The organism is Streptomyces sp. SID8352, assembly GCF_009862265.1.
Taxonomy (GTDB): domain Bacteria; phylum Actinomycetota; class Actinomycetes; order Streptomycetales; family Streptomycetaceae; genus Streptomyces.
Window position 1 is genome coordinate 1 of sequence record NZ_WWGX01000086.1, and the last position, 15,427, is coordinate 15,427.

At 72.2% G+C, this 15,427-nt stretch carries 11 protein-coding genes and 5 tRNA genes; 9 read left to right on the forward strand and 7 right to left on the reverse strand.

Annotated elements, in window-relative coordinates; all coding sequences use genetic code 11:
- Positions 1-214: transposase (locus tag GTY84_RS25465; RefSeq protein ID WP_161228738.1), on the reverse strand; the 214-nt coding region annotated here is incomplete at its 3' end.
- A gap of 587 nt (positions 215-801) precedes the next feature.
- Between GTY84_RS25465 and GTY84_RS25470 the strand changes: the two genes are divergently transcribed.
- The gene (locus tag GTY84_RS25470) at positions 802-1,110 is read left to right on the forward strand and encodes a hypothetical protein (protein WP_161228739.1); all 309 of its coding nucleotides are present in this window, start codon (positions 802-804) and stop codon (positions 1,108-1,110) included.
- 96 nt (positions 1,111-1,206) lie between these two features.
- On the opposite strand, the gene GTY84_RS25475 is transcribed toward GTY84_RS25470, so the two are convergent.
- The 4 genes from GTY84_RS25475 to GTY84_RS25490 all read right to left on the reverse strand — a co-directional run bounded on the left by GTY84_RS25475 (position 1,207) and on the right by GTY84_RS25490 (position 5,224).
- A tRNA-Lys gene (locus GTY84_RS25475) sits at positions 1,207-1,279 on the reverse strand.
- Positions 1,280-1,447: 168 nt separating this feature from the next.
- Positions 1,448-3,649, reverse strand: a complete 2,202-nt coding sequence (locus tag GTY84_RS25480; protein ID WP_161228740.1) for a DEAD/DEAH box helicase — start codon at positions 3,647-3,649, stop codon at positions 1,448-1,450.
- A 506-nt stretch (positions 3,650-4,155) separates the two neighbouring features.
- Positions 4,156-4,776, reverse strand: coding sequence for a hypothetical protein (locus GTY84_RS25485; protein ID WP_161228741.1), 621 nt, complete (start codon positions 4,774-4,776; stop codon positions 4,156-4,158).
- Positions 4,777-4,873: 97 nt separating this feature from the next.
- Positions 4,874-5,224 carry a metallopeptidase family protein gene (locus tag GTY84_RS25490; RefSeq protein ID WP_345943526.1) on the reverse strand — a complete coding sequence of 117 codons (351 nt, stop codon included), beginning with the start codon at positions 5,222-5,224 and terminating at the stop codon, positions 4,874-4,876.
- 98 nt (positions 5,225-5,322) lie between these two features.
- On the opposite strand from GTY84_RS25490, the gene GTY84_RS25495 reads away from it, so the two are divergent.
- The 7 genes from GTY84_RS25495 to GTY84_RS25525 all read left to right on the forward strand — a co-directional run bounded on the left by GTY84_RS25495 (position 5,323) and on the right by GTY84_RS25525 (position 12,060).
- Complete coding sequence (locus GTY84_RS25495) at positions 5,323-6,987, forward strand: metallophosphoesterase (RefSeq protein ID WP_161228742.1); 1,665 nt, start codon at positions 5,323-5,325, stop codon at positions 6,985-6,987.
- Positions 6,988-7,067: 80 nt separating this feature from the next.
- Positions 7,068-7,140: transfer RNA gene (locus tag GTY84_RS25500), tRNA-Glu, on the forward strand.
- A 50-nt stretch (positions 7,141-7,190) separates the two neighbouring features.
- Positions 7,191-7,265, forward strand: a tRNA-Asp gene (locus GTY84_RS25505).
- 24 nt (positions 7,266-7,289) lie between these two features.
- A tRNA-Phe gene (locus tag GTY84_RS25510) sits at positions 7,290-7,363 on the forward strand.
- Between the two features lie 117 nt (positions 7,364-7,480).
- Positions 7,481-11,449 (forward strand): ATP-dependent RNA helicase HrpA, encoded by a 3,969-nt coding sequence (gene hrpA, locus GTY84_RS25515; protein ID WP_161228743.1) that lies wholly within the window; start codon positions 7,481-7,483, stop codon positions 11,447-11,449.
- A gap of 134 nt (positions 11,450-11,583) precedes the next feature.
- A tRNA-Asp gene (locus GTY84_RS25520) sits at positions 11,584-11,658 on the forward strand.
- 216 nt (positions 11,659-11,874) lie between these two features.
- Positions 11,875-12,060 carry a DUF6274 family protein gene (locus GTY84_RS25525; protein ID WP_161228744.1) on the forward strand — a complete coding sequence of 62 codons (186 nt, stop codon included), beginning with the start codon at positions 11,875-11,877 and terminating at the stop codon, positions 12,058-12,060.
- A gap of 450 nt (positions 12,061-12,510) precedes the next feature.
- On the opposite strand, the gene bldC is transcribed toward GTY84_RS25525, so the two are convergent.
- A complete protein-coding gene (gene bldC / locus GTY84_RS25530; protein WP_003949541.1) occupies positions 12,511-12,717 on the reverse strand; it encodes a developmental transcriptional regulator BldC in 207 nt (68 codons plus the stop codon).
- A gap of 491 nt (positions 12,718-13,208) precedes the next feature.
- Positions 13,209-14,054, reverse strand: a complete 846-nt coding sequence (locus tag GTY84_RS25535) for a hypothetical protein (protein WP_161228745.1) — start codon at positions 14,052-14,054, stop codon at positions 13,209-13,211.
- Positions 14,055-14,271: 217 nt separating this feature from the next.
- Here GTY84_RS25535 and GTY84_RS25540 point away from each other — a divergent pair, with 217 nt between their 5' ends.
- Positions 14,272-15,366, forward strand: coding sequence for a Glu/Leu/Phe/Val dehydrogenase dimerization domain-containing protein (locus tag GTY84_RS25540; RefSeq protein ID WP_161228746.1), 1,095 nt, complete (start codon positions 14,272-14,274; stop codon positions 15,364-15,366).
- Positions 15,367-15,427: the final 61 nt, after the last annotated feature.

Sequence of the window (15,427 nt, forward strand, 5' to 3'; positions counted from 1 at the left end):
GCCAGCACGTCATGCCCGACCCGAAGCCGAGTTCCTGCGGCAGATGCTCCCATGAGATCCCGGTGTGCAGCACGAACAGGATCCCCTGGAAGACCAGACGGTCCGGGTGCCACTTGCGCCCGGGATGCCGGGCCCGACGCTCCACTTTCGGCAGCAGCGGCTCGACCACAGCCCACAACGCGTCATCAACATCCCACGGCTTCGGCCGAGCCACCCCACACCCCCGGATCAACAGTCCCGGAGTGATCCAACCACCTCAAAGATCATTTCGTTAGGAGTTCTAAGTAGACCAGGTATCCGATGCGAGGCCGTGACCCCTGGCGCATGCGCACCGAGAGCTACCATCTCGGTGGCGTCGGCAACCGCCTACGCCCAGGAATCCATCCGGAGCGATCATGCCGACTCAAGGCCCCGGCAGAACAGCGGTGTGGGCGAAGGTCTTCGCTGCGTTCGCTCTCCTTGTCCTCATGCCTCTGGTGCTCTATTTCATGGTCTCATTCCAGGGGTCGGGCGCATTTCCCTGGTGAGTGCGGCTTCCGGTTTCCGCAAGTCCTCATCCGACCTGGGCCGTAGCTCCCCGCCAATGGACCGGAGGGCCTACCGAGGTTGAACTCGTGGTGTCGTAGGGGCTGATGGCTCGTCGTCCACGCGGTATCACCGGAGTATGCGGTATCCACCGGGGGCCGGACTGACCGCCGAACGGCAGTACTTCCGCGAGGAGTTACGGCTCCGGGCTGCGGAGACGTTCACGCAGGGGGCGAGTGCGTTGACCGCCAAGGTCCTGCGGGCGGTGTCCGCTCGGTGCAGCGATGGCGGCAGGCGTGGGACGAGGGCCGCCCGCGGGCTCCGCGGTCGCAAGGGCCGGCGTCGCTGCCGAGGCTGAGCGAGAAGCGGTTCGCCCGGTTGGAGGCGGAACTGGCCAAGGGGCCGGTCGCGCACGGCTGGGAGGGCCGACGCTGGGCCCCGAGCCGCGTGAAGACGGTGATCGGCCGGCGGCGCCTCCACCTGGTCCACACGACCCAGGGCGTGCGGAAACTGCTGGTGCGCAACGGCTGGTCCTGCCAGGTCCCGGCCGACGCGCCGCCGACGGGCCGGGTGACCACTCGGTGACCACCCCGGCTGCGGGTTCGGCCGACGAACAGGCCACGGAGCGGCGAAACCCCCGTCTGACCAGGTCAGCGGGGGTCACGAACCCGAGGGTTCCGGTAGGCCCTGTGGGACTCGAACCCACAACCAATGGATTAAAAGTCCACTGCTCTGCCAATTGAGCTAAGGGCCCAGGTGCTGTTGCTCGATGATGCCACTCCGAGCATAGCCGGACGCGGGCGCGCCGCCGATCGGGTATCCGGGTCACGGTCGCGTCGGCCGGGCGGGGGAAACGGCGCGGCCCCCGCCCGGCGGGGGCGGGGGCCGCGGCGCTCAGCGGGCCCCGGGGGCCCACGGGGCGTCAGCCGTTGCGCTTCCAGCGCGGCTTGTCGTCGCGGCGGCCGAAGGAGGACGTGCCGCGGTGGTCGTCACGCCGGCCGTAGGGGCGCTCGTGGCCGCCGGAGCGGAAGCCGGGGCGGTCGCCCTGGCGGTCGCGGTTGAACGGGCGGTCACTGCCCCGGTGGCCGCCCCGCTCGCCACCGCGGTCGTCACGGCGCTCGAAGGAACGGCCGCCACGGTCGTCACGGCGGTCGTCACGGCGGAAGCCGCCACGGTCACCGCGCTCGCCCCGGTCGTCCCGGCGGAAACCGCCGCGNTCNNCNCGGTCGTCACGNCGGAANCCGCCGCGGTCGTCACGGCGCTCGAAGGAACGGCCGCCACGGTCGTCACGGCGCTCACCCCGGTCGTCNCGGCGGAAGCCACCGCGGTCGCCGCGCTCACCGCGGTCGTCACGACGGAAACCGCCGCGGTCGTCACGGCGCTCGAAGGAACGGCCGCCACGGTCGTCACGGCGCTCGCCACGGTCGTCCCGGCGGAAGCCACCGCGGTCGTCACGGCGCTCACCCCGGTCGTCACGGCGGAAGCCGGCACGGTCGCCGCGCTCACCGCGGTCGTAGGAGCGCGGAGCGCGCTCGGTGCGCTGCTCCATGTCGCGCGCGCCCGGCTGCTCCGGCACGGAGACCTCGGCCTCGGCGGCCGGCGCGGCCTCGGCGGCGACCTCGGCCAGCACCGTCTCCGGGTCCTCGCCGCGCTCCCGCGCGACGCGGGTGACCAGCCGGTCGGCCTCCTCGCGCAGTTCGGTCGCGCGCCGCTGGGCCCGCTCCAGCTCCTTGGTGAGCTGGGCGACCTCGCGCTCGGCCTGCTGGGCGGCGTTGCCCGCCGACTCGGCCTGGACCTCGGTCATGGACCGGGCGCCGGTGATCTCGGCGACCTCCGGGTCGAAGGCGGCGCCGCCCTGGATGATGTGGCGCGTGGCGTCGACGCCCGCGTCCTCCATCAGCCGGAAGATCTGGCGCCGCTGGTGCGGCAGGGAGAGGGAGACGACGGTGCCGGTGCGGCCCGCGCGCGCCGTGCGCCCGGCGCGGTGCAGGTAGTCCTTGTGGTCACCGGCCGGGTCCACGTTGAGGACGAGGTCGATGCCGTCGACGTGGATGCCGCGCGCGGCGACGTCGGTGGCGACCAGGACGTTGACGTAACCGTCCTTGAAATCGGCCAGGGTGCGGGTGCGGGCGCCCTGGGTCATGCCGCCGTGCAGCGCGTCCGCCTTGGCGCCGGCCTCGCGGAGCTGGTCCGCGACGCGGTCGGCGCCGAGCTGGGTGCGCACGAAGATGATGGTGCGGCCCTTGCGGGAGGCGATGGCCGCGGTGACCGGCGCCTTGTCCTTGGGCTTCACGACCAGGATGTGGTGCGACATGGTCGTCACCGCGCCCTGGGCCGCGTCGACCTCGTGGCTGACCGGGTCCTTCAGGTACCGGTCGACGAGGGTCTTGATCTCGTTCTCCATGGTGGCGGAGAACAGCATCCGCTGGCCGCCCGCGGGCACCTGGTCGAGCAGTTCGGTGACCTCGGGCAGGAAGCCCAGGTCGGACATCTGGTCGGCCTCGTCGAGGACCGCGATCTCCACGTTCTCCAGGGAGCAGGCGCCGCGGTTGATGATGTCGCGCAGCCGGCCCGGGGTGGCGACCAGGATGTCGACGCCCTTCTCCAGGGCGTAGATCTGGTTGCCCATGGAGGTGCCGCCGCAGACGACCTTCATGCGCAGGCCGACGACGTCGCCGTAGGGCTGGAGCGCGTCCGCGACCTGCATGGCCAGCTCGCGGGTCGGCGTCAGGATGACGGCGCGGGGCTTCTTCCTCTCGGTGCGGCCGCCGGCCAGCGTGGCCAGGGTCGGCAGGCCGAAGGAGAGGGTCTTGCCGGAGCCGGTGCGGCCCCGGCCGAGGATGTCCTTGCCGAGCAGGGCGTCCGGGATGGTCGCGGCCTGGATCGGGAAGGGGGTGGTCACGCCGTTCTGCGCGAGCTTGCGCACGACGCCCTCGGGCAGACCGAGGTCCTCGAAGGTCACCTCGGGGGTCTCCGGCGCCTCGGGGGCCTCCGGCACCTCGACCGCGTCGTCGGCGACGGCGGTCCCGGTGGCCTCGACGGCCGCCTCGGGAGCCGACTCGACGCCGTCGACGCCCTCGGCGTTCTCGGGCACGACGACGTGATCAGTACTGATGATGGACATGCGAATGCGAAACCTTCCGGAGTCTCGTCGGCACGCGCCCGTCAACTCCGTGAATCGCGATTCGCAATACGACCGCCTCAATGCGGTCCACCACGGCAAGGGGAGAGTACGCGCCACACGGCGCGCTCTGCAGTGGCGCCGGGCAAATGGGATCAAACGATCTACCACCATACGCACCGTGCCCCCCTCAAGGCAAATCACCTGTTCGGAGCGGGCACGGCGGGCCTCTGCGGCCACCCGGAACCCGGCGCCCGGCACCCGGCACGGACGGGCGGCGGCCCCGCACGCGACACCCCCGCCGCGCCCCCGCGCACGGCACCCCTCGGCACCCCCTGGCACCCCCTGGCACCCCGCGCACGGCACCGCCCGTACGGCATCCCGGCACCCCGGTGGCCGCGCCACGCACCGCACCGCACCGCACCGCCCAGCCGAAGCCCCGCCCGGGACCCACGCCCGTGAAGCCCCGCCCTCGGATCCCCCGCCCCGGGTCCGGCCGCGCGGCGGCATCACGCCCAGCCCCGCGCCCCGTACCCGGGCACCGGCACCCCCGCCTCCGGGGCCGGTTCGCGCTGCGCGAGCTGGGTGCCCGGTGGTTCGTGCGCCGACGAGGAGGGTTCCGCCACGGTCGGTTCCGGGTCCGGGGAGGGCGGCGGCTCCTGGGTCGGTTCCGGCTCCGGCTCCTCCGTCCACGGGGGCTCCGGCGGGGGCGTCCGGGACGGGACCGGCTCCGGGGGGCCCTCCCCGGGGGGCGCCGACCCGGTGGAGCGCGGAGGCACCGGCGCCGAGGGGACGCCGGCGCCCTTCGCCTCCCCCTCCGCCCCCTCCGCCCCCTCTGCCCGCTCCGCCCGCCCGCCGTCGGCCCCGTCGTCCTCGGGGCGGGCCTCCTCGGCCGCAGTCCCCCCGGCGGGCCTGCGGTGCCCCCGGCCCGCCTCGGCCACGCCGTACCCGGCCTCGCCGCCCGACACCACGTCCGTGCCGCCGGGGATCCCGGAGCCCCGCTCACCGGCGGAGCGCGACGGCCGGGCGCCTCCCCCGGACCCGTCGTCGCCGACGCTCACGCAGCCGGTGGCGGCGACGGCCGTCAGGACCGCGACGGCCAGACGGACGGGTACGTTCAAGGGGCGCACGGGCGGCCACCTCCGGGGGTCAGGGGTCGACGTGCCCAACTCCCGCCACCCGCGGGAGGACACGCGGCCCGCCCCGCGGACCCGGCCCCCGGGCGGGTCAGCCGTACCCGAGGGCGTGCAGCCGCGCGTCGTCGATGCCGAAGTGGTGCGCGATCTCGTGCACCACCGTGATCTCCGTCTCCTCGACGACCTCCTCGCGGGTGGCGCAGTGGCGCAGCGTCGGCCCCCGGTAGACGGTGATCCGGTCCGGCAGCACCCCCGCGTACCACTCCCCGCGCTCGGTCAGCGGCGTCCCCTCGTACAGCCCGAGCAGCTCGGGATCGCCGGCGGGCGGTTCGTCCTCGACGAACACCGCGACGTTGTCCATCAGGCGCGTCAGCTCCGGTGGAACGCGGTCCAGCGCCTCGGCGACCAGTTCCTCGAACTCCTCGCGCGTCATCTCCAGCACGCCCCCATTGTCGGCCACGGCACCCGGGACGACGACCCCTTGGGCCGGTCGCGCCACGAGCCCGCATATCCGCGGCGCGAGACGGGCATACGCGACCAATGGCCCGCGTTCCCCCCGTCCCGCACCCCTTGGCCGAGAGGGCGCGGCGCGTCCTGCGCGCACCCGCCGCCCTCGCCCGCGGCGCCCGCGACCGGCGACGCGCCCGCCGGGCGGCCGGAACCGGTGCCCCGGACGGAGCGGGTGCCGGCGCCCTCGGCACCGCCCGTGCCGTCTCCCGCCCCCGGCGCTGGGCCCGCGCCCTCGGCATGGTCGCCGTCGTCCTGCTGGGCGCCTGGCTGGGCCTGCTGGCCGTGGGCGACGTCCGCGTCCCGGTCGGCCCGATGAACACGACGATGACCCTGCGGCCCTCGTTCGACGGCGGCACGAAGATCAATATCTCGCCGCTGGGCGCCCTGCGGCTGGACAGCCACACCGCCCCCGTCCGTCTGGACGTCAACGTCGACCAGCTCGACCCCGCCCGCGCGGGGGCCCTCGTCGACCACCCCGAACGGCTCTCCGGGCTCCAGGAGGAGGTCGCGGCCGACGTCGCCCGCGGCACCCTCGGCCTCGCCGCCCGCTCGGGCGTCGCCGTGGTCACCGGGGCCACCGCGCTCGGCCTCGCCGTCTACCGCCGCCCCCGCAGGGCCCTGGCCGCCGGGGGCCTGGCGCTGGCGCTGCTGGCGGCCTCCGGGGGCACGGCGTACGCCACCTGGAACCCCGACTCGGTCCTGGAGCCGAAGTTCTCCGGGCTGCTCTCCTCGGCACCCTCCCTGGTCGGCAACGCGCGCAGCATCGTCACCGAGTTCGACGTCTACCAGAAGGAACTGGCGCGCCTGGTGACGAACGTGACCAAGCTCTACGACGTCACCTCCACGCTCCCCGTCTACCAGCCCGACCCGACCACGATCCGGGTGCTGCACGTCTCCGACATCCACCTCAACCCGGCGAGCTGGAAGATCATCGGCTCACTGGTGCGGCAGTACCGGGTCGATGTGATCGTCGACTCGGGCGACACCATGGACCACGGCACGGCCGCGGAGAACGGCTTCCTGGACCCGGTCGAGGATCTGGGCGCCCCCTACGTCTGGGTGCGCGGCAACCACGACTCCCGGGTCACCCAGAAGTACCTGGAGGGGCTGCGGAACGCGCATGTGCTCGACGAGGGCCGGGCCCTGACCGTCGCCGGGCTGCGGTTCGCCGGGATCGGCGACCCCCAGTTCACCCCCGACCGCTCCCGGCCGCTCGGCGCGGAGGCCTCCCAGGAGCTGGCCGGGGCCCGGCTGGCCTCCGCCCTCCGCGACCAGCGGGCGGCGGGCACCCCGGTGGACATCGCGGTCGCCCACGAGCCGTCGGCGGCCCGCGAGGTGGACGGCGAGGTGCCGCTCGCGCTGGCCGGCCACCTCCACCACGAGGGCATGGAGGTCATGAAGTACGGGACCCGGCTGCGCACCGAGGGCTCCACCGGCGGCAGCGGTCTGCGCGCGGTCGAGGGCGAGCACCCCGATCCGATCCAGGCGTCGATCCTCTATCTGGACCGCGACACCCGCCGCCTCCAGGCCTGGGACGAGATCCGGCTCGGCGGCCTGGGGCTGACGACGGTCGAGGTCAGCCGCCATCTGCCCAAGGAGAACCAGCCGGGCGCCACCCCCTCCCCGACGGTCCCGGGCGGCTCCCCCGCCCCCGGCACGACAGCGCCGGGAACCCCCTCCCCCACCGCTCCGTAAAGCGTTTTGGCGATAGCTCCCGCCATCCCATATGCTTCTCACGTCCCCGACGCGCCGAAAGGCGCGCAGGCGGGCCGATAGCCCTCATCGTCTAGCGGCCTAGGACGCCGCCCTTTCAAGGCGGTAGCACGGGTTCGAATCCCGTTGGGGGCACGCAGTACGGTGTGCAACACTGACTCACGTCGGTGCGCACACATCCACATGGTCCTGTGGAGCAGTTTGGAGTGCTCGCCACCCTGTCAAGGTGGAGGCCGCGGGTTCAAATCCCGTCAGGACCGCTGAGGTTTCACGTGAAACCTCGCGGCTGGGTAGCTCAGTTGGTACGAGCGATCGCCTGAAAAGCGATAGGTCGCCGGTTCGACCCCGGCCCCAGCCACAGCACAGGCCCCGATCTTCGGATCGGGGCCTTGTTGTGTCCGGCCCTGTCCGGCGTTAGGCCCCGGGACAAAAGAGTTCGCCAGCCTTTTCTCCCGGATGAGACCCTGGAAGCCGTATGTCTACGCACCCCGCTCCCACCCTCGGCACCCTCGCCCCCCGGCTGACCGAGCTGTCGCTGCGCGATGCGCACCGGCTCGGCCGCCGACTGGAGGGTGCGCGGAAGATCCGTAAGCCGGAGGTCCGGGCCTCCGTTCTCGCCGAGATCGAGACGGAGGTGGCCAGGGCCGAGACGCGGATCGGCGAGCGACGCGCCCGCGTCCCCGACGTCACCTATCCCGAACAGCTCCCGGTCAGCCAGAAGAAGGACGACATCGCGGCGGCCATCCGCGACCACCAGGTCGTCATCGTCGCCGGTGAGACGGGCTCCGGGAAGACCACGCAGATCCCGAAGATCTGCGTGGAACTGGGCCGCGGGGTGCGCGGGATGATCGGGCACACCCAGCCCCGGCGGATCGCCGCCCGCACCGTCGCGGAACGGGTGGCGGACGAGCTGGACACCCCGCTCGGCGAGACCGTCGGCTGGAAGGTGCGCTTCACCGACCAGGTGAACCCCGACTCCACCTTCATCAAGCTGATGACCGACGGCATCCTGCTCGCGGAGATCCAGACCGACCGCGAGCTGCGCGCCTACGACACGATCATCATCGACGAGGCCCACGAGCGGTCCCTCAACATCGACTTCCTGCTGGGCTACCTCGCCCAGCTCCTCCCGAAGCGCCCGGACCTCAAGGTCGTCATCACCTCGGCGACCATCGACCCCGAGCGGTTCTCCCGGCACTTCGGGGACGCGCCGATCATCGAGGTCAGCGGGCGGACGTATCCCGTGGAGGTGCGCTACCGGCCCCTGCTGGAGGAGGACGGCGAGGACGCCGACCGGGACCAGATCACCGCCATCACCGACGCCGTCGAGGAGCTGATGGGCGAGGGGAAGGGCGACATCCTCGTCTTCCTCTCCGGTGAGCGCGAGATCCGGGACACGGCGGACGCGCTGGAGAAGAAGAAGTTCCGCTTCACCGAGGTGCTGCCGCTCTACGCCCGGCTCTCGCACGCCGAGCAGCACCGCGTCTTCCAGCAGCACACCGGGCGCCGGATCGTGCTGGCCACCAATGTCGCGGAGACCTCCCTGACGGTCCCCGGCATCAAGTACGTCATCGACCCCGGCTTCGCCCGTGTCTCCCGCTACAGCCACCGCACCAAGGTGCAGCGGCTGCCCATCGAGCCGGTCTCGCAGGCCAGCGCCAACCAGCGCAAGGGCCGCTGCGGCCGCACCTCCGACGGCATCTGCATCCGGCTGTACAGCGAGGACGACTTCACCGCGCGGCCGGAGTTCACCGACGCGGAGATCCTGCGGACCAACCTGGCCTCCGTCATCCTCCAGATGACCGCCGCCGGGCTCGGGGACATCGAGAAGTTCCCCTTCATCGACCCGCCCGACCACCGCAACATCCGCGACGGCGTGCAGCTGCTGCAGGAGCTGGGCGCGCTCGACCCGGCCCAGAAGGACCCCCGCAAGCGGCTGACCGACACCGGCCGCAAGCTCGCCCAGCTCCCCGTCGACCCCCGGCTGGCCCGGATGGTCCTGGAGGCCGACCGCAACGGCTGCGCGCGCGAGGTCATGGTCATAGCGGCGGCGCTGTCCATCCAGGACCCACGCGAGCGCCCGGCGGAGAAGCAGGCCCAGGCCGACCAGCAGCACGCCCGCTTCAAGGACGAGACCAGCGACTTCCTCGCCTACCTCAACCTGTGGCGCTATCTGCGCGAGCAGCAGAAGGAGCGCGGCTCGTCGTCCTTCCGCCGGATGTGCAAACAGGAGTACCTGAACTTCCTGCGCATCCGCGAATGGCAGGACATCTACACCCAGTTGCGCACGGTCGCCAAGCAGATGGGCATCCACCTCAACGACCAGGACGCCCCCGGCGACCGCGTCCACGTCTCCCTGCTGGCCGGGCTCCTCTCCCACGTCGGCATGAAGGACGTCAGGACCGGCGGCGGCGAGAGCGGGAAGGGCCCGGGGAAGAACGAGTACCTGGGCGCCCGGAACGCCAAGTTCGCGATCTTCCCCGGCTCGGCGCTGTTCCGGAAGCCGCCGCGGTTCGTGATGTCCGCCGAGCTGGTGGAGACCTCCCGGCTCTGGGCCCGCGTCAACGCGCGGATCGAGCCCGAGTGGGTCGAGCCGCTCGCCGGCCACCTCCTCAAGCGCACCTACAGCGAGCCGCACTGGGAGAAGGACCAGTCGGCCGTGATGGCCTACGAGAAGGTCACGCTGTACGGCGTGCCGATCGTCGACCAGCGCAAGGTGAACTACGGCCGGATCGACCCGGAGGTCAGCCGCGAGCTGTTCATCCGCAACGCCCTGGTCGAGGGCGACTGGCGGACCCATCACAAGTTCTTCGCCGACAACCGGCGGCTCCTGACCGAGGTCGAGGAGCTGGAGCACCGGGCCCGGCGCCGGGACATCCTCGTCGACGACGAGACCCTCTACGACTTCTACGACCAGCGGGTGCCCGAGCACGTCGTCTCCGGCGCGCACTTCGACTCCTGGTGGAAGCACAAGCGCCACGAGCAGCCCGACCTGCTCGACTTCGAGCGCGAGATGCTCATCAACGAGAAGGCGGGCGCGGTCACCAAGGACGACTATCCGGACTCCTGGCGCCAGGGCCCGCTGAAGTTCCGGGTGACCTACCAGTTCGAACCCGGCGCGGACGCGGACGGCGTGACCGTGCACATCCCGCTCCAGGTGCTCAACCAGGTCACCGACGAGGGCTTCGACTGGCAGATCCCCGGGCTGCGGGAGGAGGTCGTTACGGAGCTGATCCGCTCCCTGCCGAAGCCGATCCGCCGCCACTACGTGCCCGCGCCCAACTACGCCGGGGCGTTCCTGGAGCGGGCGGTGCCGCTCCAGGAGCCGCTGACGGTGACCATGGCACGCGAGCTGAGGCGCATGGTGGGGGTGCCGTTCGAGGCGGAGGACTTCGACTGGTCGAAGGTCCCCGACCATCTGCGGATCACCTTCCGCATCGTCGACGAGCGGCGCCGCAAGCTGGCCGAGGACAAGGACCTGGAGGCCCTGAAACTGCGGCTGCGGCCGAAGGCGCGCAAGGCGCTCTCCCAGGCCGCGGCGGCCACCGCCGAGCGCGCCGGAGGGGAGTCCCTGGAGCGCTCCGGGCTGACCGACTGGACCATCGGCAGCCTGACCCGGGTCTTCGAGACCCGCCGGGCCGGTCAGCCGGTGAAGGCGTACCCGGCGCTGGTCGACGACGGCGACACCGTGTCCGTGCGCCTCTTCGACACCGAGGCCGAGCAGGCGCGGGCGATGTGGCGGGGCACGCGGCGGCTGATCCTGCGCAACATCCCGGTCAACCCGGCGAAGTTCGCGTCCGAGAAGCTGACCAACCAGCAGAAGCTGGGGCTCTCCGCCAGTCCGCATGGCTCCGTCCAGGCCCTGTTCGACGACTGCGCGACCGCGGCGGCCGACCGGCTGATCGCGGACCTCGGCGGACCGGCGTGGGACGAGGAGTCCTACCGGAAGCTCTACGACGGGGTCCGCTCGGAGATCGTCGACACCACGGTGCGCGCGGTGGGCGGGGTCCAGCAGGTGCTGGCCGCCTGGCAGGCCTGTGAGCGCCGGCTGAAGGCCGTCCGCAGCCCCGCGCTGCTCGCCAACCTCCAGGACGTGCGGGCGCAGCTCGACGCCCTGGTCGGGCCGGGTTTCGTGACGGAGGCGGGGCTGGGCCGGCTGCCGGACCTGATGCGCTATCTGGTCGCCGCGGACCGCCGCCTCCAGCAGATGCCGGCCAACGTCCAGCGGGACACCACCCGGATGGAGAAGGTCCACGAGATGCGGGACGAGTACCTGTGGCTGCTGGAGCAGATGCCGCAGGGGCGGCCGGTGCCGCGGGAGGTGCTGGAGGTGCGGTGGATGATCGAGGAACTGCGGGTCAGCTACTTCGCGCACGCGCTGGGCACGGCCTATCCCGTCTCGGACAAACGGATCGTGAAGACCATCGACGCGCTGGCGCCGTAGGGGCGCGGAGGGGGCTCCACCACCGGCGGCGCACGGTGACGGAGCTTCGACGGAGGGTGAGTTCGACCCCGGGCCCACCCTCCTGTAAAGTCTCTTCTCGCAGCGCAACGCAGCAGCGGGCGCCGCGAAAACCTGGTCCTGTGGAGCAGTTTGGAGTGCTCGCCACCCTGTCAAGGTGGAGGCCGCGGGTTCAAATCCCGTCAGGACCGCAGTGGGAGAAGGGCCCGAGTCATCGCGACTCGGGCCCTTCTCCGTGCGCTCCCGCACCCCGCCCCGCACCAGGCCCCGCGGACATCGGCGGCGGCCCCGCGCCACCGATGTCCGGGAAAGCCCTCAGCGGCCCTCTCGCGGCCTTGACGGCGCCGGATTCCCTCGGTACTCCAAAGGCAGGGCCCAAATCCCCGTGCGGCCCCCGGAGGTGGCGTATGGCGGCATCGGTCAGGCACGAGACGCGGGCCCTGCTCCGCGCGCATCTGTCGGCCGCGTCGTCGTACCGCCACGCGACGCGGCGCTGCCCCGTCTGCCACCGGCTGCTGCGGCAGGCGCTGGACTCCGCGCCGGCCGCGTCCCCGACGGACCGTCAGGAGGCCGCGGCGAACCGGAGCGTCTGAGCGCCTCCGGGCCGGGCGGCGCCCCAACACCCGGGCCACCGGGAGCGGTTCCGCCCTCATAGCGCACACCGGCGGGGACCAACAAGGAGCGGACCCTGTGACGGGTGTCACCGCAAGAGTTTTTGAAATGACGGCGCTCACACCTGACCCGCCGCCAGCCAATTTAATATGTGCAATTGCACCGTACGCGACACCCCTCCGGGGACTCCGGCGGGACCGCGCGACCGGACCGCCGGGCGCCGCCCCGGGACTTGCCCCACGGGCACAAAAAAGACCGCGCTGGACCCGGCGGAGTCCAGCGCGATCGACGACGTATCCGGTCGGTCGCCCGACGGGGTGAAGCGGCTCGGATGCGGGGCCTGTTGGGGCAGGGCCCTCGTCGTGTGGAGCTGTGGTCCGGACCTTCCGGCAGATTGGGGGACCTGCCGTTATGTCCGGCTATTCAGTTGTTCAGGCCTCGCTGCGCTGCTGCGGAATGCCCGCGAGCAGTGCGCGGACCTCCGCCTCGCGGTAGCGGCGGTGCCCGCCGAGCGTGCGGATCGACGTGAGCTTGCCGGCCTTCGCCCACCGCGTGACCGTCTTCGGGTCCACGCGGAACATGGTGGCGACCTCAGCCGGGGTCAGCAGTGGCTCGGCATCAGGGGTGCGAGCGGTCATGAGCGGCCTCCTCGGGAGAACCGAACCTTCTCGGTTCATTCCTCTAAATTCTGCACCTTGACCCGCGTTGCCCGATATGGCGGACGCGAGTCGAGTCGGTTATAGGACGAACGGCTTGTCCTCGGCACTACAACTACACCATCTGTCCAGCCGCGTCGGCCAAACCGATGGAATTGCCCTCCCAGGTGTTCATCAGCGACGGAAGCCGATGGACCATGCCATAGCGGACAGTCACTCCAGTGTGACGATCAGTCACACTGGAGTTCAGGAGGCACCTGACCCCCCAAAAGCATGCAATGCTGCGAATCCGCCTGAAGTGCACCACAACAGACGGACAGAGCCTCCCCCGGACTCCTTGTCCTATTTTGGCACGAGGAGGGGCAAGGGGCGCAAGAGTGGGGTACGTGCGTTCCGTCACGGTTGCCACGAACTGCCCGGATCGGGACCTACGTCCCTTCTCCGCAGGACCGCGCCTTCTCCGCAGGACCGCGTCAGTTGGCCGACCGCCGGTCCCGCACCGCCCGCCACCGCTCCACCAGCCGCCCGTAGGCCTCCCCGGCCGCCTCCCCGTCGCCCCGGCGCAGCGCCTCGATCCCCTCGGCCACGTCGGCCGCCGAGTGGTCCTCCGCCAACTCCCCGGCCGGCAGGGCGTGCACCAGACCGCCGTAGTCCAACTCCACCAGCGAACGCGGGTGGAACTCCTCCAGCCAGCGCCCCACGTCCACCAGGCCGTCGATCAGCGGCCCCTCGTCCATCGCCTCCCGCAGGGCCCGCAGCCCCCGCGCCACCCGCCGCCGCGCCTGGGCCATCGGCGTCCGGTAGCGCAGCACCCGGGCCGGGGCGCCGGAACCGCCCGCGCCGAACTCCCGCTCCTCGTCGGAGACCAGCACGAACCAGTTGATCGGCACCTGCCAGGTGGCGGTGCGGATCCACGGGCGGGCGTCCGGGTGGCCGCGCAGCCAGCGCTCGTAGTCCTGCGCGCTCTGGCGCCGCACCACGGGCGGCAGCAGGGCGTCCAGCACCGGCTCCGGGAAGTCCTCCGCCAGCTCCGCCAGGGCCTGCCAGCCGCGCAGCCTGGTCCGCCACGGACAGATCCGGACGACCCCGTCGTCCCGGGCCACGAAGGCGTCCGCGCTCTCGTGCACCGGTACGGCGACCGGCGGGGTGGGCAGCAGGTCCGCCAGGGAGCGGCGCAGCTCGTCCTGGTAGGAGGGCAGGTCGCTCCGGCGGGCGTAGCGGGCCCAGTGGGCGCGCTCGGGCTCGGGGAAGGCGGCCAGCGGCTCGTAGACACGCAGGTACGCCGCATAGGGGACGATCACCGAGGAGACCTTGGGCACCCCTGCTCCCTCCCCCGCGCACCGCCCCGAAAACCTGCCGGACCCCGGCCGGGGCGCGGGACCGCCGCGGACCGGGGGACGGGCCGGGCCGCGAAGGGAGAGGATCATGGGCACGGTGCGGCGGCGGGGACCCGGCAGGCTCTAGTCTCATGAGCGAGTCCCCGCCATCCGCACGGGGTCCTCACCATCCCGCCGCAACTACACAGGAGTCACCACCGTGACCGACGTAACCGGCGCACCTGCTGATGTACTGCACACCCTGTTCCACTCGGACCAGGGCGGACATGAGCAAGTCGTGCTCTGCCAGGACCGCGCCAGCGGTCTCAAGGCCGTCATCGCCCTCCACTCCACCGCCCTGGGCCCGGCCCTCGGCGGCACGCGCTTCTACCCCTACGCCACCGAGGCCGAGGCCATCGCCGACGCGCTCAACCTGGCGCGCGGGATGTCGTACAAGAACGCCATGGCCGGTCTCGACCACGGCGGCGGCAAGGCCGTGATCATCGGGGACCCCGAGCAGATCAAGTCCGAGGAGCTGCTCCTCGCCTACGGCCGGTTCGTCGCCTCGCTCGGCGGCCGCTATGTGACGGCCTGCGACGTCGGCACCTTCGTGGCGGACATGGACGTCGTGGCCCGCGAGTGCCGCTGGACGACCGGCCGCTCCCCCGAGAACGGCGGCGCCGGTGACTCCTCCGTGCTCACCTCGTTCGGCGTCTACCAGGGCATGCGGGCCGCCGCCCAGCACCTCTGGGGCGACCCGACCCTGCGCGACCGCACCGTCGGCGTCGCGGGCGTCGGCAAGGTCGGCCACCACCTGGTGGAGCACCTGCTGGCGGAGGGCGCGCGGGTCGTGGTCACCGACGTGCGCGAGGACGCCGTCCGGCGGATCACCGAGCGCCACCCCTCGGTGCGCGCCGTCGCCGACACCGACGCGCTGATCCGCGAGGAGGGCCTGGACATCTACGCCCCCTGCGCGCTCGGCGGCGCCCTGAACGACGACACCGTGCCGGTGCTGACCGCCTCGGTGGTGTGCGGCGCGGCCAACAACCAGCTCGCCCACCCGGGCGTCGAGAAGGACCTCGCGGACCGCGGCATCCTCTACGCGCCGGACTACGTGGTGAACGCCGGCGGTGTCATCCAGGTCGCCGACGAGCTGCACGGGTTCGACTTCGACCGGTGCCGGGCGAAGGCCGCGAGGATCTTCGACACCACGCTGGCGATCTTCGCACGTGCGAAGCAGGACGGGATTCCGCCGGCCGCGGCGGCCGACCGGATCGCGGAGCAGCGGATCGCGGAGGCCCGCCCGGGGGCCTGACCGTACGGGGTCCCGCGGACCCGGGCGGTACCCGCCGGGGGCGGGTGGGAGAGAACTCTCA

Bases quoted from the DNA above. Each gene is read 5' to 3' on its own strand.
- GTY84_RS25495 (WP_161228742.1), top strand. From the start codon at position 5,323: ATGGCCCGCGTTCCCCCCGTCCCGCACCCCTTGGCCGAGAGGGCGCGG.
- hrpA (WP_161228743.1), top strand. From the start codon at position 7,481: ATGTCTACGCACCCCGCTCCCACCCTCGGCACCCTCGCCCCCCGGCTG.
- GTY84_RS25525 (WP_161228744.1), top strand. From the start codon at position 11,875: ATGGCGGCATCGGTCAGGCACGAGACGCGGGCCCTGCTCCGCGCGCAT.
- bldC (WP_003949541.1), bottom strand. From the start codon at position 12,717: ATGACCGCTCGCACCCCTGATGCCGAGCCACTGCTGACCCCGGCTGAG.